Raw genomic sequence first — 22,164 nt, 5'->3', positions numbered from 1 at the left:
TCAACCGTCTTTCCGATCCGTCAGCTGCGTCTCCGCCGCGCCCCGTAGCGCCTCAGCGCCGCCGGTGAAGGGGGTTCTAGTCCCAACTCCAAATACCCGCAACCCCAAAATCAACAAAAACACACTTTTCAGGAAGAAAGATGGAATAACACACAAATACAATGGCTTAAGTGAAGCCATCGCGCCAAAAAACTGCCAGGAGCCGCCCCATGCCCGCCCAGCAGAAGGACGCGTGGAAAGACTCACTCGCGACAAAACCCCACATCTAGACGAATACCACAATGAGACCACAAGACACCCGCGACTCGCGGCAGCGACTCGGACTGATATCCGTCACAAAACAGTCGAATCCTCCGCGGTGGCGGCTCTGCTAACAACCAACGGACCATCGTCTGCAGTCTGGCGGCGACGTCGGAGGATATGCCCCCCCTCCCCTACCGCCGCAGTTGCCTCTGCGGCGTCGCGTGAGGATCCACTTGGCCAAGCGGGACCGAATGCGCATAGTGCAGGCATGAAAGCAGCTGCAATCACCATGGTGCACAAGGACTACTGGGCTTTGCGCCAGTGGTACCGGCATTATTCCGGCTCCCTGGGGGCTGAGAATCTCTTTGTCGTCGCCCATGGGCCGGACCCGGTGGTGCAGGAGATTTGCCCGGCGGCATCGGTCATCACGATCCCTCGGGACCGGTTGCAGGGGTTCGATCATTGGCGCGGGCGTCTTCTGAACGGAATTCAGCGCGGCCTACTGGAGATCTACGACTGGGTGATCCGGACCGATGCGGATGAACTGATCTGCGTCGACCCGCAACTCTGGTGCTCTCTGCCGAAGATGCTGGCCGCACAAGAGGCCAGCGCCATCTTTGCCCTTGGGGTGAATGTCTTTGCACCAGATGAGGCATCCGGCTCGCCTCTCTATCAAGGTGTGTTCTCCGGGCATTACAGCAAGGCCTGGGCCGTGCGTCAGCCGCATGACCTGAGGCGCCACGGGGTACAGGTGCGGCCAAGGCGGCTGGCGGAGTTTCCTTATTGCATGCCACGCGGCGTCTATCTTGCGCATCTGAAGTTCGCCAACCGGCAGGCGGCGACCGAGATGGCCGACATCCGAACCGAAGTTGCAGGCGCAGTAGGCAGCGGGACGCCCGGCAAGGCCTGGAAGCAAGCACATCAGGAAATGGCAGCGCAATTCGCGGCCCTTGCCGATCTGCCACTGTCGCCCTGGGAGAAAGCAGAGGCAGCGGCCTGGGACGCGTTGCAATCGCCGGTGCGGGACGAGGGGATCTCGGTCCTGCGCAGCAAGAGCCTGCGATTTGACAGCCGGGTGCGTCTGCCGGATTGGTTTCCGCCCCGCGGAGACTAAGGGCAGAGGCTAGCCCTGCCCTTTCGCTCTTTCCCTTACAGGTCGACCTCGATGGTGCCGTCCTTTTGTGCTGCGCGCGATTGGCACAGGATGACCGCGCCTTTGCGCTGCGCCTTGGACAAGACGAAATCCCGGTGCTCGACCTCTCCGGAAAGGAGGTCACATTTGCAGACCCCACAGATCCCGTCGGCACATTTCACATCGACGCCGATCCCGGCCTCTGCCAGCACATCGGTCGCGCTTTTGTCCGCCGGGACGTGCAGATCCCGCCCAGACTTGCGCAGGCGCAGTGTGAAGGGGTGGTTTTCATACTCGGGCACCTCGGGGACCGAGAAATACTCCAGATGCCGCGCCTCCTCGGGAAAGCCCTGGCGCTCGGCGGCCTCAAGCACCCCCTGCATGTAGCGATCCGGGCCGCAGGTGTAGACGTGATACCCTGCCTGATAGCCCGCCAGAACCTGATCAAGATCGGCGCGGGTGCCTTCCTTCGAGACATGCACATGAACGCAATCCGCCCAAGGCACCTGCGCGAGATCGGGCAGATAGCCCGCCGCTACGCGGTCACTTATGGAGTAATGCAGTTCAAACGGGCGACCAAGCGCATGCAGACGATGCGCCATGGCGATCATCGGGGTGACGCCGATGCCGCCGCCCATCAGGAAGGACTTCGCAGCGCCCTCCTCCAACGGGAAATGGTTGATCGGCTTTGAAATAAAGATCCGGCGCCCTTCGGTAAAGATCCGGTGCAGCAGTTCAGAGCCGCCCCGCCCAGCATCCTCGCGCAGGACACCGATCTGATACTTTGACCGGTCGGCAGGATCGCCCGACATGGAGTACTGCCGCAAGAATTCCGGCGCCACGACGATGTCGAGATGCGCTCCGGCGGTCCATTCCGGCAGGTCGCTGCCATCGGGGCTGCGGAATTCATACTTGGTGACATCGGCGCTCATCTCTTCGACCTTGGAGACGATCACCTGCAGCACGGGACTATCCGCGTCGTTGGAATAGATGTGATCCCAGGCCCCGGTTTCCCCGCGCGCCCGGCGGGATTGATATTCTTCGGCCGTGACCATCGCCTGATAGGCCTCGATCCCGGCCTCCCGGTCCATCGGGAACGGATAGGGCCAGGGGTGCGGCGCCAGCGGCGCGGGATAGACCGCAAGAGTCTGATCCTCGTATTTCAGATCGAGATCCTTTTGCAGACCGCGGGCATTGACCGGGTGACGAGTCGGGCGATAGCCACCGTCCTCTTCCAGCTCCAGATCCCACCACCATTTCTTGGCCTGATTCATCTCACCATTGCCCAGCGCATCGTCCAGTTTCGCCAGCGCAGGCGCCGCCTTGGGCAGCTTCATCGCGGCCCAGCGAAAGGGTTTTTCGGCAAAGATCCCCTCAAGATTCCACGGGCAGGTCTTCATGCAGCGCCCGCACATGGCGCCGCCCGGCGTGGTGATCCGATATGTGGTGCATTTCTGGCTGTCGCTTTTCCAGATCTCATAGCCGTTGAACATCAGCTTGGGTCCGGCCGTGATCGCCCCCGAGGGGCATTCGCGGGCGCATTTGTTGCAGCTCTCGCAAAAGGACTGCAGGCCAAAGTCGATCGGCTTGTCATGCGCCAGCGGCATATCGGTGGTCACCACCCCGGATTTCAGGCGCGGGCCAAGGAAGGGATTCAGAATCACCTCGCCAATGCGGCTGACTTCCCCCAGCCCCGACAGCAGCAAAAGCGGCGGTTGCAGGACTTCGCCATCCATCACGGTGTGTGCCTTGGCCTTGTAGCCAAGGTTGCGGATCTGCCGCGCGATCACCCCGCCCAGCAGGGAAAACCGCAGATAGGCCCGCATGGATTGCGCCACCGCGATCCAGTCATCACCCGAGGTGCCCTCGGTGGTGTCAAAGCCCTGATCGACGATCATGCTGATGGCCTGATCGTGGTCAGGCACTATGGGCGCGCCGGTGGCGTCATGGCTGTACCAGGTCCAGTCGGGGCAGCGGCTGATGCCGACCGCGTCGATCCCCAGCCAATAACTGGCGGCCTTTACGTTGGCTGCGTTGCGCTCTGTATCCGTGGGGCGCGGTCCCTGCGCGGGTTCACCATCCTGCAACAGGACAAAGGCCCCCAGCATCCGCCGCTGCGCCATCGATGGCGCCGCCTTGCGCGCATAAAGCCCACCGGTCGCGGCCTTCTGATTTGCCTTGCCCATGTCGCCGAACTGGCTGCGGGCAAACATGTCGGCGCGTTTGGGAACGCGGGCCACGCGCGCCTCGTCGATATAGGTGGTCGGCGTCTCGACCCGCTTCAGGGTTTCAAAGGGATGCGGCCCATCCTTGAAATCCCGCGCCGCGAAGGGATCGCCATTCAGCGCCGAACGTTCCGAACCAACGCCCAGCCACCATTTCGGCCCCTTGGTAGAAAGCCCCGGCTGCTGGTCTTCAGGCGCAAGCGGGCGATCCATCGCAAGATCGAAATCGGTGGTCACCACCGCAAGACCAAAGCGATCCCCCAGATAGGGATTGTGCAAACGGGAGCCATTCACCGTTGCCAGTCCAGCAGCCACCGCAAGCTGGTTCAGGTCCACATCTGCCGAAGTGCCGGTATGCGCCTTGGCGTCCCAGCCCAGAAGGCGAATGTAATTGGCCAGCACCACGGCGGTCTCGCTGGCTCGCAGGCAGGCGCGGTGATGTTCCGCATCGTGCAGCCAGTCGCAGCCATCCTCACCCGGTTTCGGGTCGCGCGGCATCTCGTACAGGAAGGTGATCGCACGGGTATGCCCGCCGATCCCACTGGGCGGCGCCTGCATGGCATCGCGCAGATCCGCCATGATCATATCAATGCCCGAAGCCAGCGTCTTGGTCTGCTTGGTCTTCAGATCATGGGCCAGCCGGTCGATATCCGGATTGCGATAGGGCTGCTGCAGATGCGCCGACTGAGGCACCGGCCCGATCCCGACCATCGCCGCATCAGCAAAATAGCCAAACGCCTTGATATGATCCGCCCGCACCTGGGGATCCTCCGGGCAGCCTGCCTGCGCCTTGTTGACCAGCCCATCCCGGATGGCGTCCATCATCGCCTGATAATCGCCCATGGCATTGACGATCGACCCCGGCAGATCCGGGCGGCTGAAGGTCAGAGGCTGAAACGGCGGCACCGCAGTGAGATCCGGCATCATCCCCCGCGCCAGCCGCTCAAGCGGGAAAGGCCCCAGATGAACGGCCCGGTCACGGGTAGAGAAGAAACGCATCGCCATAACACCGGATCCTGCTGTGAATGAAAAAGCTGCGCCGTCTATACCGCAGGTGCAGACCTATCGATAGCAGCCAACATCCAATTTTGCACCATACACAACTAAGACACTGAATATTATAAAAACAATATTGAGAGACGTGCCAAGTGGCGCAGCTCTCCACTTCTTATCAGGCCGGAGGCCAGGCGACGGATCAGCCCTTGCGGCCGTCAAAACGGCGGACTTCGACCCCGCCTTCGGTCAGGCTGGCGCGCACTGCGCGGGCCAGAGACACCGCCGTCGGCGTATCCCCGTGCAGGCAGATCGTGTCGATGGCGGTTGGAATACGCTTGCCGCTCTCGGTGATGATCGCACCTTCCTTGACCATCTGCAGCATGCGCGGTCCTGCCAGTTCCGGATCATGGATCACCGCACCGGGCTGACTACGATCAACCAAAGTGCCGTCGTCGTTATAGGCGCGGTCGGCAAAAATCTCGCCGCACCAGTTGCAGCCCAGATCCCGGACCACGTCCTCCATGGCTGTGGCCGCAAGCACCATGATGATGATGTCCGGATCCACCTCCAGTGCCGCCTGATAGCAAGCCCGCGCCATATCGTAGTCGGTGCAGGCCATGTTGGACAGGGCGCCGTGCAGTTTCAGGTGCCGCACTTCGGTGCCCAGCGCCGCCGCCATGCCGCGCGCTGCACCCAGCTGATAGCGTACCAGATTGGCCAGCGTTTCATGCGGCACATGCATCCGGCGGCGGCCAAAACCCTGCAGATCCGGAAAACCGGGGTGCGCGCCGATTCCGACGCCATTGTCGCGGGCCAGCCCCATGGTACGCGCCATCACATCCGGATCGCCGGCATGGAACCCACAGGCAATATTGGCAGAGGACACCACGTCCAGCAGCGCCTGATCATCGCCCATATTCCACGGGCCAAAGCTTTCGCCCATATCCGCGTTCAGATCGACAGTTTTGCTCATGTATCGCCTCCAATGGCAAAGGGGTCGGCCAAAGCAGAGACCGCACCGCTGACAAGTTGATAGGACAGAAGGTCCTGAATATCTGCGGGATCCCGCAGCAGAGGATGGCAACCGCCCGGCAAGGCGCGCAGCGCCCGGTCATATGCGTCCTGAATCTGCAACCCCTCCTCCAGCGAGACCCAGCGGAACCTTATCGACGCGCCCGCCTGCGCCTGGGCCACCTTGGGCAGATCGCAAGGCAGGACTGTCCCGATCCGGGGATATCCGCCAGTGGTCTGGGCCTCACGCAGCAGCACGAAGGGTTTACCGTCGCCGGTCATCTGCACATCACCGGGCACGATCACTTCGGACAGGATGTTGAGCTGCCCGGCAGCCGCAAAGCCCTCCCCTTCAGACAGCATCTCAACCCCCATCCGGTTGGCCCGGCTGCCCCGAGTGAACTCTGTCTCCGCGAAGCGGTGGCGCACATCGGGTGGGAACAACGCGCTCTGGAAACTCTCCACGATGCGTAGCTCGCCGCCCTGAAACCGGTCTTCCGCAGCAAGGGTCAGCCCCGTTTCGCCCGGTGCATCCGGGCCGGCAGGCAACAGATCCCCCACCGCGACTGCCCGGCCCAGCCCCGCCGCCACATGGGCGGACCGGGAGCCAAGCACCGGATCCGTATCGATACCGCCCCCTAGGTGCAGATAGCCATAAACACCGCGCTGGGCCGGGCCGATGTCCAGCCGCTGTCCAGCCTCGATCCGGTGGCTGGCGTTCCACGCCAACGCCGCCCCATCCAGCGTCGCGGCCATCGGTGCCCCGGTCAGGGCAATGCGCAGGGGCGCTGTTGCTTCGAAAGTGCCGCCCATGCCGCCCATTTCCAGCGCGGCCAGCCCCGGATCCTGCCGCAGCAAGGCAGCGCCCTCAGCCAACGCCAGCACATCGGCAGCGCCGCCGCGCGACACACCTTGATCCAGTAGACCCGGACGCCCGCCGTCCTGCACCGAGGCCGCCGGGCCGATTTTCAGCACCTTCAGCGCGTTCATGCCGTGATCTCCTTTGAGATGGCGCCGCCCATGGCTGCATCACTCTCTCGCAGTTTCAGGAAATCAGCGCGCGAGACCGGTTCGAACTGCAACTCATCGCCCGCCTGCAGCGCAAAGGGCGCTTCGGATTCGGGGCGGAAGATCATGAAACCCGTTTGTCCGACATGGCGCCAGCCCGTCGGTGTGGCAGAAGAAAACAACACGAACTGACGGATCGCCAAGACCAGCGCACCGCGCGGCACCATCGGCGTCAGCTCGGTCTGGCGCGGAAGATCCCATTCAGGTCCCAGCGGCCCCAGATAGGGCTGCCCCGGCGCAAAACCGATGGTCAGAACCCGCACCCGCGCCGATCCCAGACTGTCGATGGCCTGCGCCTCGCTCATCCCCGCAGCATCGGCGGCCTCTGCCAGTTGCGGCGCCAGATCGGTGCCATAGACGGTGGGGACCCGCCAGAACCTGCGCCCGGGCGGCAGCGCCTGCTGATACCAATCCCGGGTACTCAGCTCTTCCTCAAGCCGGGCCTGTAGCCTGTGATGATCAAGGATCGCGGGATCGAAACGGATATAGACCGAGGCCAGCGAGGTTGCGGTTTCAAGCACGCCATCAAGGCCCAGCGCCTCAAGTCGCTGACGAAAGGCAAGTGTCGCCCGGTTCGAAGGCTCACTCAATGCATCGGCAAAGGTCACCAGCATACCTGTCAGGCCGACCGTGCGGATCATTGGGAAATCCGAAGCTACGTGCGAAGTCATCCATGCCCCCTGTTTTGCGCGCAAACGTTGCGGCGCAGGGCGGGAGTGTCAACACAGCAGTTTTACACGTCGCCGGGGATCAGGCCCCCGCGAGGGCACCCCCGCCCCCATGCCAGGAGACATCTCCGTGCCAGCCAAGACAAGGCGGCGCGTGTCAATCAGAGGGTTCAGAAATCTTCCCAGCGCACAGCCTCAGCCGTGGCAGCGTTACCGACCGCAACCGGCGCGGCGGGCCTCGGCCGGGGGGCGGAAGCCTTGGCCGAGGGGCCTTTCCCAGAGCTCTCACCCTTGGTTTCCATGCCGATATCCGGACGCGTCTTGAAGGACTGTACCTCTTGCATCAGATGCGACGCATCGTTGGACAGAATCTGTGTCGCGGCCGTCGTCTGCTCCACCATGGCCGCGTTCTGCTGGGTCACCTGATCCAGCTGCGAAACGCCCGCACTGATCTCGACCAGAGTGGTGGACTGCTCTGAAGCGCCGGTGGCGATCTCGGAAATGTGACCGGAGATCGTCCCCACCGCATCGACGATTCGCTTCAGTTCCTCGCCGCTGCGGCCAACCAGATCGACGCCAGTGCCGACGTTGTCCTTGCTCTCGTCGATCAGTTGTTTGATTTCACCCGCCGCCGTCGCCGACCTTTGCGCCAGCGCCCGGACCTCTGCAGCAACAACAGCAAACCCACGCCCTGCGTCTCCGGCACGGGCGGCCTCAACCCCCGCGTTCAGCGCCAGAAGGTTGGTCTGGAAGGCGATCTCGTCAATCACAGTGATGATCTTGGCGATCCGCTCGGATGAGTTTTCGATCGCGGACATGGCGCCAATGGCATCGGATACAACCCGCTCGCTCTGCACGGCGACAGACTGCGTGTTGCCAACAATTTCCTCGACCTTGCGCGCGCCTTCAGCAGCAGCGCGCACGGTCGATGTCAGCTGTTCCAAAGCCGCCGCCGTCTGCTCCAGCGTGGCTGCCTGGCTTTCGGTGCGATGCGACAGATCGGTGGACGACTGACTGATCTCGGATGCGGTCTGCTCCACCGCGAAGGACACATTCTTGACCGTGTTAACGGCCTTTTCCAGCTGTTCCATGGAGCGATTGAAGGCTTTGGCGATTACCACCGTGTCTTCCGAGCTGCGCACATTGACCCGCTGACGCAGATCGCCCTCGCTCAACGCCTGAAGTCCGGCGGCTACCTCCTGCAGGGCACGACGGCGGGCGGTGACATCGGTTGCAACCTTGATGACCTTTTCGGTCACACCATCGGCACCAACCACAGGTGCATAGGTCGCCTGGATCCACACCACCGACCCATCCTTGGCAAGCCGGGGATATTGATCCGACATATTGCGCCCGGCTCGCAGCGCCGTCCAGAACTGTGCATAGTCCCCGCTTGCTGCAAATTTCGAATCCACGAACATCGCATGGTTTTTGCCGACAATCTCGTCGAGCTGGTATCCCAGCAACGAAAGAAAATTCTCGTTCGCAGAGATGATGGTTCCGTCAGCTTTGAACTGGATAACCGCCTGAGTCCGCTCGATCATATCCACGAGCACGCGATCCATTTCCGATCTTTCGGGCGCTGCCCGCGTCCTACCTTTAAAAAACACTCCAGCGCTCCGCGATGAGTTGGATTGGTTGTGTACTGAAAGCTCAAACTATCCGGAAATCTCTATCTAAACTTTAACGCTTGCAGAAAATCCGCGGTGCAAAAGAATAGCTCACGCTTCGACGGGATAGATGCCGACGGGAAAATGCGGCATGCCCGCTCCACTGCGAGAGGGCGCCTCATCGACACCGGAACAAAGTAAAGGGGAGAAGAGAAGCAGTGGCGGACCGAGGAGGATTCGAACCCCCGACCCCTTGATTCGTAGTCAAGTACTCTATCCAGCTGAGCTATCGGTCCACTGCTGCGGGATTTAAGGCTCCCAGACGAATGCGGATTTACCATTCGTCTAACCTGCGCCGTCCACACCATTTTCAGTGTTTCAGGTAGTGGCGGACCGAGGAGGATTCGAACCCCCGACCCCTTGATTCGTAGTCAAGTACTCTATCCAGCTGAGCTATCGGTCCACTGGTGGCGGGGTTTAATGTGACCCGCAGATAGGCGCAACCCCAAAAACGAAATTAGTTTCAGCGCACCCGCACGGGCGCGTGAGCGACTTAAAACGCGCCGTCTCCCTTGGGCAGGCAGATCTCAAAAACCGTGCCCTCCGGGCCAGTCTGACGCATATAAACGGCGCCGCCATGGCCCCGCGCCAATTCCTGCGCGATGGCAAGGCCAAGGCCACTGCCCCCCTTGCGCGCGCCACCCTGGAACGGGGTGAACAGGTTGTCCTGCGCCTTTTTTGGCAGCCCCGGCCCGGTATCGGTGATCCGGATTGTCCAGGCGTCATCCTCTTCGCTGGCGGTGATTTTGACCTGCCCCGGCTTTCCGGTCGCAGCAATGGCCTGGCGGGCGTTGCGCACCAGGTTCATCACGATCCGGTAGAGCTGCTCCTGATCTGCCCGCACGGTCAGCCCGGCCGGGACCGCGGCCACGATCTCGACCTCTCCACCGCTGGCTGCCAGAGTCTCGCTTTCGGCGACATCGCAGGCGATCTCATGCAAGGAGACGAAAGCAAATGTTGGCGCGGGTTCTTCGGCACGGCCAAAGGCCAGCGTGCCTTCGCACAGCGAAACGGCCCTTGTGATGGAATTCACCAGCTTGGGCGCCAGCCTGCGCACCAGTGGATCCTCGCTGGTTTCGATTCGGTCTGTGAACAGCTGCGCCGAGGTCAGGATATTGCGCAGATCGTGGCTGACCTTGGCCACCGCTCCGCCCAGCTGCGCCAGCCGTTCTTTTTGCTTCAGCGCGTGGGTCAGCTCGGTCTGCAGCTTCATCAGCGCCTCTTCGGCTTCGCGCAGCTCAGTTACGCCTGCGTTTGGCTGGATGATTCCCCGCGCATCCTCGGGCGCGGCTGCATAGCGCTGCATATAGCCCACCACGCCCTTGATCGGGCGCACCAGAAACACCCGCACCGCCATGAACAGCAAAAGCGCCGTAAAGACCGAGATCACCGCCGACAGGATCAGAATGCGAACGCCATAATCGATCATCGCCGACCGCAGGGGGGCTGTCTCCATGGTGATTTCGATCAGCAGCCCGGCATCTCGCACCGGCGCGCCAATGACCCGGATAATGCGGTTTCCGGGCGTCACCATACGCGTCATCGCATCGGAAATGAGCGTGAACGGCCCGGCCATGCGCAGATCAAAGGTGCCTTCAATCGGCTGCGGAATCGGCGAGGACAGCACCAACTGGCGCATCTCGTCCCGGCGCAGAACCACGTTGAAGACTCCGGCATTCGCCAGAAGCTCCTTCTCCAGCTCCGAATCCAGCATATCATCGGCCAGAAGCGCCAGCGAGGCGAGCTGCGCCCGCTCCAGACGGTCCGACAGGTAATCCAGCCGAAACCGGGAAATGGAGGGCACGAAGATCAGCACCTCGGCCAGCATTACAAAGACCGTGGTCAGAACCAGAAATCTGCCCGACAGCGTATTCAGCATTTCGCCCCTTCCGGCTTAGGGGATCCAGCGCTGTACGAACCGGACCACGCGTTCAACCTTGGGATTATCAAATAGACGAGGAGAGAAATAGGCCCCCGCGACCCGTTTGTTAACCTCACCAATCGTCGGATAGGGCGAGACCATGGCCGCGACCTGACTCATCTTCATATTATTGGCCAGAACAAGCGACCAGAGGTTGATCAACTCGCCTGCCTGATGGCCGACAATCGTGACCCCCACCGGACGACCCTTGACCACCATCGCCTTGATGAAACCCTTCGCCTTGCGCTCGGCAAGGGCGCGGTCGTTGTGGCTGAAATCAAACCGCGCGATCTCCAGCTTGCTGCCGTGTTTCTTCCGCGCCTCTGCTTCGGTCAGGCCGACCTGCGCCAGTTCCGGGTCCGTATAGGTGGCCCAGGGAATATGGGCGGTCTTTGCCTTTGACGGCAGCCCGAACAAGACAGAGCGGATGATCACCCCGGCATGATATCCCGCCACATGGGTAAACTGCAGCCCCCCGGCCACGTCACCGATGGCATAGACGCGGCGATTGGTGGTGCGCAGGCTGTCATCGACCTTGATCCCGGAGCGTGTGGTCTCGATCCCCGCTACGTCCAGGTTTAGCCGCTCCGTATTGGTCTTGCGCCCGACCGCCACCAACAGATGCGTACCTTTGAAGATGCGGCCATCCTTCGCTTCAACTTCAACAGCCCCCGCCGCGCCGCGAATCTCACTAGCCAGGGCCTGTTCGGCAATCTCAACGCCTTCGGCGCGCAAGTGATCCAGCACCAGGGTTGCGGCCTCAGGATCATCCTTTGCCAGCGCGGTGTCACCTTCGATCACCGTCACCTTGCTGCCCAAACGCACATGCGCCTGCGCCATTTCAAGACCGATGGGGCCACCGCCGATGATCAGCAGACGATCTGGGCGCTCGCGCAGATCAAACAGGGTCTCGTTGGTCTCGTAAGGCACCTGATCCAGCCCGGGGATTGGCGGCACCAGCGGCGACGATCCCGTGGCGATGACAATCCGCCGCGCGGTGATGACGTGATCGCCCGCCTCCACCTCGCGCGGAGAAATAAACCGCCCGAGCGCACGGATCACCCGCACCCCGAACCCTTCGAACCGCTCCTGACTGTCGACCGGTGCAATGGTGTCGATCACATCCTGAACATGGTCCTTGGCCGCCGCGTAATCCGCCTGCGGCACCTGATCTGCCACCCCGAAGGCCGCGGAATGCGCGGCGCCATAGGCCGCCTTGGCGCTGGCCAGCAGCGCCTTTGAGGGCACGCAGCCGTAGTTGAGGCAATCGCCGCCCATCTTGTGCCCCTCCAGAAGGACCACATCGGCGCCCATCTGGCTGGCCCCGGCCGCGACAGACAAGCCGCCTGACCCGGCCCCGATGACCAGCAGATCACATTTAATACGCTGCATGATCATGCCTCCGGCGTTTTGCCTGCACCCTTGCGGCGCAACGATTTGACGATGATTGGCATGGCCGCCAGCACACAGAGCCCCAGAATCGGGCCGATCACATGCGGCTCCCACAGGAGCGACAGGTCGGGATCCTCGCCTCGGTCGAACACGGCGCCGACACCAACACCGATCCAGGTAAAGACAATGGCGCCGGGGATGATTCCCACCGCCGTCGTCCACAGGAAGTTTCCGAACTTCACCCCGACCATGGCGGGCAGCAGATTGGCCACGAAAAACGGTACCGCCGGAACAAGGCGTAACAGTAGGAGCACCTCAATCTCGTTTTCCCGCAGCGCCTGTTTCAACATTTGCACGCGTCCTTCGGCGGCTTCGAAGCGGGCCGAGAGCGTTTCGCCCAGCCCCCAGCGCGCCGCCAGGAAGATGCCTGCTGCACCGATGGTGGCCGAGACCACATTGAGCGTGGTCCCGGTGGCAAGGCCGAACAGGAACCCGCCGGTCACCGAAGCAACAGCGGCGCCGGGCAGCGAAAACACGACCATGACGATGTAAACGGCCGCAAAAACCGCCGCGAGGCCGATCAGATTCTCATCACGGAACTGCAACAGCGCCTCCCGATTGTCCCGAAGCGTGTCGAAGGTAAGGTAATCCTTCAGCGTCACGGCTCCGATCACCGCGACCACAGCCACGATAATCAAAGGCAGGTGCCGCGCGATGCCCGGCTTTTTGAGGTCTGTCATCTTGCTCTCACCCATGTCTTGGCTGTTCGGCAGGGCACGGCCACCCGGGGAGGTCCTCCCCCCTTGATCCGCCTGCCCCGGCGCCTTTTGCTGCTCCGGTGCATTTTTCTATGATCAATATGGCCCCGGCACGAGCCTGACGCATAGCAGTTCACGGGCGCTTGATCACCGGACATTTTTCGTGAGAAATCCACTGGCCCACATGCGCGCTCTGTAACAATCCCACCGGTTTTCGTGACACGACAGCGCCGCAGCCCCCCGAATTTTGACATAAATATTGCATGAGGGGACGAAAAGCGGCGAAAACACCGGCCAATGGGTTTGACTTGCCGCCCGATCCCTTCTAATGACCGGGCTTCGAGATTTGACCCCGGGAGGCGATTCCGCGCCCTGCCCGTAGATATAATGTGGAGACCGGAGCGATGAAACGCACCTATCAGCCTTCGAACCTGGTTCGCAAACGCCGCCACGGCTTCCGTGCGCGCATGGCCACCAAGGCAGGCCGCAAGATCCTGAACGCACGCCGCGCACGTGGCCGGAAAGAGCTGAGCGCATAAATCGCGCTCACTGCTTGATCCGCGTTGACGGTATGACACCGCCGAAGGCCCCCAAAGACGGCTCTGCCGACGACCGGGACACGCCTTCGGCGGTTTCCGTTTGTCCAGACGGCGCCGAATCCCCGCAAGGGATCGAGGTGTTGACCAAGCGCCGCGAGTTTCTTGCGGCGGCGCGCGCGCGTCGTCAGGGCAGCAAGGGCATGATGGTCCAGGGTCGCAACCGCCGGGATACCGGCGGCATTCGCGTTGGCTTCACCTGTTCAAAAAAGGTCGGCAATGCCGTTGCCCGCAACCGGGCCAAACGCCGACTGCGCGAGGTGGCTCGGATGATTCTGCCCAGTCACGGCCGCCCCGGCTGGGATTATGTGCTCATTGGCCGAGCCAATGAAACCGCCCAGCGCCCGTTCGAAGAGCTGAAACGCGACCTGATCTACGCCCTGAAGAAGATTCACGGCTGATCCTGTCTGCGGGGCCTTCCCCGGGCCCAACCTGCTTCCTATCTTGATCAGCATGACCTTCTTTGCCCGCATCCTTGCCCTGCCCGTGCGCGCCTATCGGCTGATCTTCAGTCCCTGGGTCGGTTTTAACTGCCGGTATCAACCCACCTGCTCGGCCTATGCGCTGGAATCGCTGGAAAAACACGGCGCGGTAAAGGGAACATGGCTGACCCTGCGGCGAATCGGCCGCTGCCATCCCTTGGGCGGAGATGGCTACGATCCGGTCCCGGGCAGCGATCCACAGCACGAGGCCGAACAAAAGAGCAGGTCACAGGGTTAAGGGGCTGCTATTCCCCGCCCAGTGCCCACGACAGGCACTCTCGGCTCAAAATCTTGTGCCCCGCTTTTTTCTTGGCAAAGCCGTTTTGACAGGCTACGGGGCCGTCATGCTTGATGATGATCTGGACGAAATCCATCCGCTCTTTGCCGGTGCGCCCTCCACCACCGAATTCAAGAAGCTGCGCAAACGCATAGTCCGCTATGCCCGCGAAGCGATTGATCAATACGGCATGGTGGAACGACGCACGGGCGGCACCACGCCGCGCTGGCTGGTCTGCCTGTCCGGCGGCAAGGACAGCTACACCCTGCTTGCGGTTCTATATGAACTGAAATGGCGTGGGCTGTTGCCGGTTGACCTTCTGGCTTGCAATCTGGATCAGGGCCAGCCCGGATTTCCGGCAACGGTTCTGCCGGAATTCCTTGAAAAGATGGGCGTTCCGCATCGCATCGAATATCAGGACACCTACAGTATCGTCGTCGACAAGGTGCCACAGGGGCGGACCTATTGCGCCCTCTGCTCCCGCCTGCGCCGGGGTAATCTTTATAGGATCGCGCGCGAGGAAGGCTGCTCCGCAGTTGTGCTGGGGCACCACCGCGATGACATCCTTGAGACGTTCTTCATGAACCTGTTTCATGGCGGGCGACTGGCCACCATGCCGCCCAAGCTGGTCAATGAAGAGGGCGACCTCTTCCTGTTCCGCCCCCTGGCCCATGTGGCCGAGGCGGATTGCGAGAAATTTGCCAAGGCGATGAACTACCCGATCATCCCCTGCGACCTTTGCGGAAGCCAGGACGGCCTGCAACGCCAGCAGGTCAAACAGATCCTGGATCAGTGGGAATCAAACAGCCCCGGGCGCCGTCAGGTTATGTTCCGGGCCCTGATGAATGCACGCCCTTCGCATCTTCTTGACCCGAAACTGTTCGATTTTGTAGGGTTGAGCGTGAAAAACCCATCAGAAACAGAAGATTTGGACAAGATTCCCGTATTGCGTTAACTCCGCAGTCAGAAGCGGATCATAGTCTTTGCATGCACCCCTGTGCAGAAGGTGAAAGGTCCGCTCATGCCAAAACTCAATTCAGGTCTGCTGACGCACATCCGGAGAAAGATCGCTCCTGCGTTGTTCACGCCTCCTGTCTTGGCGTTTCTGCCTGCCCTGACACTGGCGACCTTCTGGATTGGCGGCGAGGCTGCGCTGCTTTGGGTGGCACTCGGCCTTCCCATTCTCTTCGCGGCCCTTGGCGGCTTTGACCGCTCACGTAATCGCGGCACACCCCGGGATAGCATCACCGGCATGATGCTGCGCGAAGGGTTCGAACTGGGTGTGCGCGACGTGTTCGAGGATACCTCTGATACCGGGCTGCGCTCGGTCATCTACATCATCGAAATCGACGATTACAAAAACGTGGTGGATCGCTACGGTCAGGAAGCCGGCGATCAGATCATGCAGCGTTGCGGCGACCGCATCGCCAGCACCCTGCGCAATAAGGATATCGTGGCACGGATCGGCGACAGCAAATTCGGCATCTGCCTGACACCCGTGTTGCAGCTGGACCTGGAATCCTGCGTGCAGCTGTCCGGCCGCATGCAGGCCTCGGTCGAAGAACCGATCTCGCTTGATGGCACATCGGTTTATATCTCCTGCTCCATCGGGTTCTGCCTGCGCAGCCGTGCGCCGGGCACCAAACCTTCCGACTGGGTCGCTGCCGCCGCCACCGCGCTGGCCGAGGCGCAGCAAAATGGCCCCTCGGGCATCCGGGTCTATTCCGCAGATATCTATCACCGCACCAAAGCGCGCTGTAATCTGCGCGACGAAGTTGCCGAGGCGCTGGAAACCGGTCAGATCATGCCCTGGTTCCAGCCCCAGATCTCAACGGATACCGGACGCGTGTCCGGGTTTGAGGCGCTGGCCCGCTGGATGCATCCGGTCCGCGGCCTGATCCCGCCGCATACTTTCCTACCCGCGCTGGAAGAGGCCGGGCTGATGGAGCGGCTGAGCCAGGTCATGCTGTTCCACTCTCTCACCGCCATCAAGGCATGGGACGCGGCTGGTGTGGAGGTTCCCTCTGTCGGGGTGAACTTTGCCACCCAGGAGCTGCGCAACCCCGGCCTTGCCGACAATATCCGCTGGGAACTGGAACGCTTTGGCCTGTCGTCGGACCGCCTGTCGGTCGAAATTCTGGAAACCGTCATGACGGACCAGCCCGACGATGTGGTGACCCGTAATATCGCAGCGCTGAGCGCCATGGGCTGCCGGATTGAGCTGGATGATTTCGGTACCGGCCATGCCTCGATCTCGGCGGTGCGGCGCTTCAATATCTCCCGGATCAAGATCGACCGTTCTTTCGTGATGAAATCGGACCGCGATCCGGAGCAGCAGAAACTGATTGCTGCGATCCTGACCATGGCCGAACGTCTGGACCTGGAAACCCTGGCCGAAGGCGTCGAAACCGTGGGCGAGCACGCGCTGCTGTCGCAACTGGGCTGTGACCATGTTCAGGGCTTTGGCATCGGCCGCCCGATGCCCTTTGACCAGACTCTGGACTGGATCACCGCGCATCAGTCCAAACTGCAGGACGCACCGGCCATTGGACGGCAAAACCCCTGATTTTTTGGATTTCCCGGCGCCGGGGGCGGAATGCCGCCCCTGTTTTCCCGGATTCCGCTTGACCTTTGGGGTCCACCTCTGTTGAACCACACCCTGTCATTCCATGCACGAGGTGGCGGTCCCCAATGGACGATCAGAACAAGAATCTCATTCTCGCAACAGCACTCAGTTTCCTGGTGATCCTTGGGTGGTACAGCTTTTTCCCGCCGCCGGAACCGGAGCCTGCTCCGGAAACCGTGGCGAATGAAACGGCTCCTGCGGGAGACACGGCAGCTGCGCCCGGCGCAGCCCAGCCTGATACCGCGGTCAGCACCCAGCCCAGCGAAGAGGCCCAGGCCCCCGACGCTCCGCGCCTGACCATCGATACCCCGCGCCTGGCGGGCAGTATCTCGCTTCAGGGTGGGCGGATCGATGATTTGGCGCTGAAAGACTACCACGTCGAGCTGGCAGAGGACTCCGACATCGTGCGGGTCCTGTCCCCGGTGGGCGAGGACAATGCCTTTTACGCGCTTTATGGCTGGGCACCGGGCACCGGGCTTAGCTTTGACGATGTTCCGGGCGCCAATACCGTCTGGTCTGCGGACGAAGGCCAGGTTCTGACACCGGACAGCCCGGTGACCCTGACCTGGGACAACGGCAAGGGCCTGACCTTTACCCGTACCGTCGCAGTGGATGAGGATTATCTGTTCTCGGTCACCCAATCGGTTCAGAACGCCAGCGGCGCCACCGTGGCCCTGGCCCCTTATGGCACCCTGGCGCGTCACGGCGAACCTGCGAATCTGAAAAACTTCTTCATCCTGCACGAAGGCGTCGTCGGCATGGCCGACGGAGAGCTGGCGGAAATCGATTATGGCGACATGGCCGATTTCGACCCCGATCCGCGTGATGGATCGCGCGCCGAGGTCAAGCAGGTCGAATCCAACGGCTGGCTCGGCTTCACCGACCACTACTGGATGTCCACGCTGATTCCCGAACCCGGTCAGGGCTTCCGCTCGATCGCGAAATACGACGAGCGGCGCGAGATCTACCAGACCGACGTCGTGCTGCCGACCGCGACCCTCGCCGATGGCGAAAGCAGCGAAGTCACCACCATGCTGTTTTCCGGCGCCAAGGAATGGGCGACCATCCGTGGCTATCAAAAAGACGGCATCGAAGGCTTCCTCGACAGCATCGACTGGGGCTGGTTCTTCTTCCTGACCAAACCGATCTTTGCCGTCCTGCACTGGCTGCACGCGATGATCGGCAACATGGGCTGGTCCATTATCGGCCTCACCATCTTCATCAAGATCCTGGTCTTCCCGCTGGCATATAAATCCTATGCCTCGATGGCGAAGATGAAGGAACTTCAGCCGCAGATGGAAAAGCTGAAAGAGCGCGCAGGCGACGACCGTCAGAAGCTCCAGAAAGAAATGATGGAGCTCTACAAGAAGGAAAAGGTGAACCCCGCTGCGGGCTGCTTGCCGATCCTGATCCAGATCCCGATCTTCTTCTCGCTCTACAAGGTGATCTTCGTCACGCTGGAACTGCGGCACGCAGCCTTCTTTGGTCCCTTCCAGGACCTCAGCGCGCCCGATCCCACCTCGCTAATGAACCTCTTCGGCCTGCTGCCGTTCTCTGGCCCCGAGCCCGGAACCATCTTTGCCACCGTGTTCATCGGGATCCTGCCCATCCTTCTGGGTGTGTCCATGTGGCTGCAGCAGAAACTGAATCCGGCGCCCACCGATCCGACGCAAAAGATGATCTTTGCCTGGATGCCTTGGGTGTTCATGTTCATGCTTGGCGGTTTTGCTTCGGGCCTGGTGGTTTACTGGATTGCGAACAACACCATCACCTTTACGCAGCAGTATCTGATCATGCGCAGCCACGGGTATAAACCGGACGTGTTTGGCAATATCAAATCCAGCATGAAACGCGCCCCCAAGACGGAAGACAAATGACAGACACCGTTACAGAAATCTGGCGCCACCCGGTCAAATCACACGGCCGGGAAGCGCTGGAAACGGTAACACTGACCGCCGGGCAGACCATGCCCGGCGATCGTGTTTGGGCGGTGGCGCATGAGGCCTCTACCGCCGATGGCAGCGCATGGGTGCCCTGTTCCAATTTCAGCCGTGGCGCCAAGGCGCCGCAACTGATGGCGATTGATGCCAGCTACGACGAGGCCACCGGCCACGTCACGCTGCGCCATCCCAGCCGGGGCGAACTGACCTTCGCCCCCGACGCCGCAGAGGACCTGCCCCGGTTTCTTGATTGGGTGGCCCCGCTGATGCCCGCAGAGCGCGCCGCCTCGGCGCGTATCGTTGGGGTACCGGGGCGTGGCATGACAGACACCGATTTCCCCTCGGTGTCGCTGTGCAACCTTGCCTCGCACCGCGCGGTCGAGGCGGCGATCGGTCATGAGCTGTCGCCACAACGCTGGCGCAGCAACATCTGGTTCGATCTGGGCACGCCCTGGGTGGAAAACGAATGGCTCGGTCGTGAGGTGCAGATCGGGGAAGCGGTCTTTGCGGTGCGCGAACGCACCCGCCGCTGCATGGCGACAACCGCCAACCCGGCCACCGGCGAACGCGATGCCGAAACGCTGAAGACCCTGAACAGTGCCTTTGGCCATCAGGATTTTACAGTCTATGCAGAGGTCGTGCGCGGCGGAACTATCCGCCTTGGCGATCTGGTAAAGGTGCTCTGATGCAAATGCAATTTTCCCTGGCCGAAGCGCCGGACGAGGCAACCGCCGAAAAGGGCCGCAAACTCTTTGCTGGCCAGTCCGAATTCCTGAAAGGCGTGGTCGCCATGTCGGGCCTGCCCGAAGCCGACCGGGTCGAGGTCTGCTTTGCCGGCCGCTCCAACGTAGGCAAATCCAGCCTGATCAATGCGCTGACCGGCACCAAGGGGCTGGCGCGGGCCTCCAACACCCCGGGCCGCACGCAAGAGATCAACTATTTCACACAAGGTCCCGATCTCTACCTCGTCGACCTGCCGGGCTATGGCTATGCCAATGCGCCGCTAGCGGTGGTCGAAAAATGGCAGAAACTGCTGAAACGCTATCTCAGCGGGCGTCAGACCCTGCGCCGTGCCTTTGTGCTGATCGACAGCCGCCACGGCATCAAGAAGGTCGACGACGAGATCATGGCGCTGCTGGACAGTGCTGCGGTCACCTTCCAATGCGTGATGACCAAGGCCGACAAGGTCAAGGCGAAGGATCTGGACAAGGTGATGGAGCAGGTACGTAGCGCCCTGTCCAAACACCCGGCAGCCTATCCTGAAATCGTGATGACCTCTTCGGAAAAGGGCGAGGGAATCGCCACGCTGCGGTCGATCATCTCTGGTATTGATTAAGCCGTTCGGCGCCCGTCAGACGTGCTGGGCACCGTTCACCTCGATCTCCGCCCCGGAGATATAGGAGCTACCTTCAGAGCAGAGGAAGTAGATCGCAGAGGCGACTTCCTCGGGCTGGCCCAGACGCTGCATCGGCAGTTTTTCCACGATATGTTCGGTCCCCGGTGACAGGATTGCCGTTTCCACCTCTCCCGGCGCGATGGCATTGACCCGCACGCCGAGCGGGCCGAAGTCATGCGCCATCTCCCGCGTCAGTGCTGCCAAGGCAGCCTTTGACGTGGCATAGGCCGCCCCGGCGAAGGGATGCACCCGGCTGCCCGCGATTGAGGTCACGTTGACCACGGAGCCCTTGGCGGCTGCCAGTTCATCCTTCAACCCCCGCGCCAGCACCACCGAGGCAAAGAAATTGACGTGGAACACCTTGCCCCATGTCATCAGATCAGTGTCGAGCGTGTTCAGCCGTTCGCCATCCGGCCCTTTGGGGGAAATCCCCGCATTATTGACCAGTGCATCCAGCCGCCCGTTCAGACGCTCCTGAATGACCCCAACCGCATTAATGGTGTCCGAGGGGTCCGACAGGTCCAGTTGCACGTGATTCTCTTCTCCGCCGCCCCAGGGACATTCCTGCGGAAACGGGTGGCGGGAACAGGTGATCACCCGCCAGCCTTCGGCATTGAAATGCCGCACGGTGGCATGGCCAATGCCGCGGCTGGCTCCGGTCAGCAAAAGGGTCTTCTGGCTCATTGGGTGGGTTCCGGTCTGAGGGCTCTACGGCCTGACCCTATCATTCCCGCACCGCGCTGCAACGGCGCACTTGGCACAGGGCGCAGAACCGCGTAACACCACTTGCCAGAGGGACCCAGCCATGAAGAAGCAAGATATGAACCGCGATTGGATTGCAACCGCCGAGACACTGTCCAGCGCCCTGCCCTATATGCAGCGCTATGACGGTGCCATCGTCGTGATCAAGCTCGGCGGACACGCCATGGGCAGCGACGAGGCCATGGAAACCTTTGCCCGCGATATCGTGCTGATGCGACAGGTCGGAGTGAACCCGGTCATCGTGCATGGCGGCGGTCCAATGATCAACGCAATGCTGGACAAGCTTCAGATCAAATCCGAGTTCGTCAACGGCAAGCGGGTCACCGACAAGGCCACGATGGAAGTGGTCGAAATGGTCCTGTCCGGTCTGGTCAACAAACGCATCGTGCAGGCGATCAATGCACAGGGCGGTATGGGTGTTGGCCTGTCAGGCAAGGACGCGGATCTGATCACCTGCGAAGAGACCAACCCGGATCTGGGATTCGTCGGCACACCGGTAGAAATGAATCCAGCGGTGCTGCACCACCTGTTCGAGAATGACATCATTCCTGTCATCGCTCCGATCGGCGCGGGCCGCAATGGCGAGACTTTCAACATCAACGGCGACACCGCCGCCGGGGCGATTGCCGAATCCCTCAACGCTGATCGCCTGCTGCTGCTGACGGATGTGTCCGGCGTGAAAAACGCCAGCGGCGAAGTGGTTACCGAGCTGAAGGCCGCTGATGTCGAGGAAATGACAAAGGCAGGCGTCATCGCAGGCGGCATGATCCCGAAGACGGAAACCGCCCTGTCAGCGGTCCGAAACGGTGTCCGGGCCTGCACCATCGTCGATGGACGGGTGCCGAATGCGGTGCTGCTGGAGCTGTTCACCGATCATGGCGCCGGGTCGATGATCCGGGCCTAACCCGCACGGGTGACATCAAGACAGTATTGAAACCGCCCCTCCCCCGGGCGGTTTTTCTTTGGGATCACGGGTCCAGAGGCTACATTTGGCTACCATC

19 protein-coding genes and 2 tRNA genes are annotated in these 22,164 nt (G+C 61.6%); 10 read left to right on the top strand and 11 right to left on the bottom strand.

Annotation, left to right across the window (positions count from 1 at the left end; genetic code table 11):
• Positions 1 to 511: 511 nt before the first annotated feature.
• Complete coding sequence (locus tag SM764_RS20975) at positions 512 to 1,357, top strand: glycosyltransferase family 2 protein (protein WP_369002665.1); 846 nt, start codon at positions 512 to 514, stop codon at positions 1,355 to 1,357.
• Positions 1,358 to 1,392: 35 nt separating this feature from the next.
• On the opposite strand, the gene SM764_RS20970 is transcribed toward SM764_RS20975, so the two are convergent.
• From SM764_RS20970 to SM764_RS20925, 10 genes are all read right to left on the bottom strand, one after another.
• Entirely contained in the window at positions 1,393 to 4,605 is a 3,213-nt protein-coding gene (locus SM764_RS20970; protein ID WP_369002664.1) for a 2Fe-2S iron-sulfur cluster-binding protein, read from the bottom strand.
• 190 nt (positions 4,606 to 4,795) lie between these two features.
• Positions 4,796 to 5,569 (bottom strand): LamB/YcsF family protein, encoded by a 774-nt coding sequence (locus SM764_RS20965; protein WP_369002663.1) that lies wholly within the window; start codon positions 5,567 to 5,569, stop codon positions 4,796 to 4,798.
• Positions 5,566 to 6,597: a 5-oxoprolinase subunit C family protein gene (locus tag SM764_RS20960; protein WP_368948766.1), complete on the bottom strand. Its 1,032-nt coding sequence runs from the start codon at positions 6,595 to 6,597 to the stop codon at positions 5,566 to 5,568. Before SM764_RS20960 ends, SM764_RS20965 begins: the two co-directional genes overlap by 4 nt.
• Positions 6,594 to 7,346, bottom strand: a complete 753-nt coding sequence (locus SM764_RS20955; RefSeq protein ID WP_274869320.1) for a 5-oxoprolinase subunit B family protein — start codon at positions 7,344 to 7,346, stop codon at positions 6,594 to 6,596. The genes SM764_RS20960 and SM764_RS20955 overlap by 4 nt, the downstream gene beginning before the upstream one ends.
• 167 nt (positions 7,347 to 7,513) lie before the next feature.
• On the bottom strand, positions 7,514 to 8,953 hold the full coding sequence (locus SM764_RS20950; RefSeq protein ID WP_420480635.1) for a methyl-accepting chemotaxis protein: 1,440 nt from the start codon (positions 8,951 to 8,953) through the stop codon (positions 7,514 to 7,516).
• Between the two features lie 219 nt (positions 8,954 to 9,172).
• Positions 9,173 to 9,249: transfer RNA gene (locus tag SM764_RS20945), tRNA-Arg, on the bottom strand.
• Between the two features lie 90 nt (positions 9,250 to 9,339).
• Positions 9,340 to 9,416: transfer RNA gene (locus SM764_RS20940), tRNA-Arg, on the bottom strand.
• 90 nt (positions 9,417 to 9,506) lie between these two features.
• The gene (locus SM764_RS20935) at positions 9,507 to 10,892 is read right to left on the bottom strand and encodes a sensor histidine kinase (protein WP_274836227.1); all 1,386 of its coding nucleotides are present in this window, start codon (positions 10,890 to 10,892) and stop codon (positions 9,507 to 9,509) included.
• 15 nt (positions 10,893 to 10,907) lie between these two features.
• On the bottom strand, positions 10,908 to 12,326 hold the full coding sequence (locus SM764_RS20930) for a dihydrolipoyl dehydrogenase family protein (protein WP_369002662.1): 1,419 nt from the start codon (positions 12,324 to 12,326) through the stop codon (positions 10,908 to 10,910).
• Positions 12,327 to 12,328: 2 nt separating this feature from the next.
• On the bottom strand, positions 12,329 to 13,066 hold the full coding sequence (locus SM764_RS20925; protein WP_335645307.1) for a TVP38/TMEM64 family protein: 738 nt from the start codon (positions 13,064 to 13,066) through the stop codon (positions 12,329 to 12,331).
• Positions 13,067 to 13,488: 422 nt separating this feature from the next.
• On the opposite strand from SM764_RS20925, the gene rpmH reads away from it, so the two are divergent.
• The 8 genes from rpmH (at position 13,489) to yihA (ending at position 20,341) form a co-directional block, all read left to right on the top strand.
• Positions 13,489 to 13,623 carry a 50S ribosomal protein L34 gene (gene rpmH, locus SM764_RS20920; RefSeq protein ID WP_008554144.1) on the top strand — a complete coding sequence of 45 codons (135 nt, stop codon included), beginning with the start codon at positions 13,489 to 13,491 and terminating at the stop codon, positions 13,621 to 13,623.
• Between the two features lie 32 nt (positions 13,624 to 13,655).
• A complete protein-coding gene (gene rnpA / locus SM764_RS20915; RefSeq protein ID WP_065271426.1) occupies positions 13,656 to 14,081 on the top strand; it encodes a ribonuclease P protein component in 426 nt (141 codons plus the stop codon).
• Positions 14,082 to 14,133: 52 nt separating this feature from the next.
• A complete protein-coding gene (yidD, locus tag SM764_RS20910; RefSeq protein WP_368948770.1) occupies positions 14,134 to 14,400 on the top strand; it encodes a membrane protein insertion efficiency factor YidD in 267 nt (88 codons plus the stop codon).
• Positions 14,401 to 14,506: 106 nt separating this feature from the next.
• A complete protein-coding gene (gene ttcA, locus SM764_RS20905; protein ID WP_369002661.1) occupies positions 14,507 to 15,394 on the top strand; it encodes a tRNA 2-thiocytidine(32) synthetase TtcA in 888 nt (295 codons plus the stop codon).
• A 66-nt stretch (positions 15,395 to 15,460) separates the two neighbouring features.
• Positions 15,461 to 17,005, top strand: coding sequence for a putative bifunctional diguanylate cyclase/phosphodiesterase (locus SM764_RS20900; protein WP_065273587.1), 1,545 nt, complete (start codon positions 15,461 to 15,463; stop codon positions 17,003 to 17,005).
• A 125-nt stretch (positions 17,006 to 17,130) separates the two neighbouring features.
• Entirely contained in the window at positions 17,131 to 18,942 is a 1,812-nt protein-coding gene (gene yidC, locus SM764_RS20895; RefSeq protein WP_368948764.1) for a membrane protein insertase YidC, read from the top strand.
• Positions 18,939 to 19,691, top strand: coding sequence for an MOSC domain-containing protein (locus SM764_RS20890; RefSeq protein ID WP_369002660.1), 753 nt, complete (start codon positions 18,939 to 18,941; stop codon positions 19,689 to 19,691). Before yidC ends, SM764_RS20890 begins: the two co-directional genes overlap by 4 nt.
• Positions 19,691 to 20,341: a ribosome biogenesis GTP-binding protein YihA/YsxC gene (yihA, locus tag SM764_RS20885; RefSeq protein ID WP_065271431.1), complete on the top strand. Its 651-nt coding sequence runs from the start codon at positions 19,691 to 19,693 to the stop codon at positions 20,339 to 20,341. The genes SM764_RS20890 and yihA overlap by 1 nt, the downstream gene beginning before the upstream one ends.
• A gap of 15 nt (positions 20,342 to 20,356) precedes the next feature.
• Here yihA and SM764_RS20880 read toward each other — a convergent pair whose 3' ends face one another.
• Positions 20,357 to 21,085, bottom strand: a complete 729-nt coding sequence (locus tag SM764_RS20880) for an SDR family NAD(P)-dependent oxidoreductase (protein WP_065271432.1) — start codon at positions 21,083 to 21,085, stop codon at positions 20,357 to 20,359.
• A gap of 121 nt (positions 21,086 to 21,206) precedes the next feature.
• Between SM764_RS20880 and argB the strand changes: the two genes are divergently transcribed.
• Positions 21,207 to 22,067: an acetylglutamate kinase gene (gene argB, locus SM764_RS20875; RefSeq protein WP_065271433.1), complete on the top strand. Its 861-nt coding sequence runs from the start codon at positions 21,207 to 21,209 to the stop codon at positions 22,065 to 22,067.
• Positions 22,068 to 22,164 lie beyond the last annotated feature (97 nt).

It is taken from the genome of Pseudophaeobacter sp. 1A16562, assembly GCF_041008785.1.
GTDB lineage: Bacteria > Pseudomonadota > Alphaproteobacteria > Rhodobacterales > Rhodobacteraceae > Phycobacter > Phycobacter gallaeciensis_A.
The sequence above is the reverse complement of the archived record's forward strand: the minus strand, read 5'-3'. Positions and strand labels throughout refer to the sequence as shown.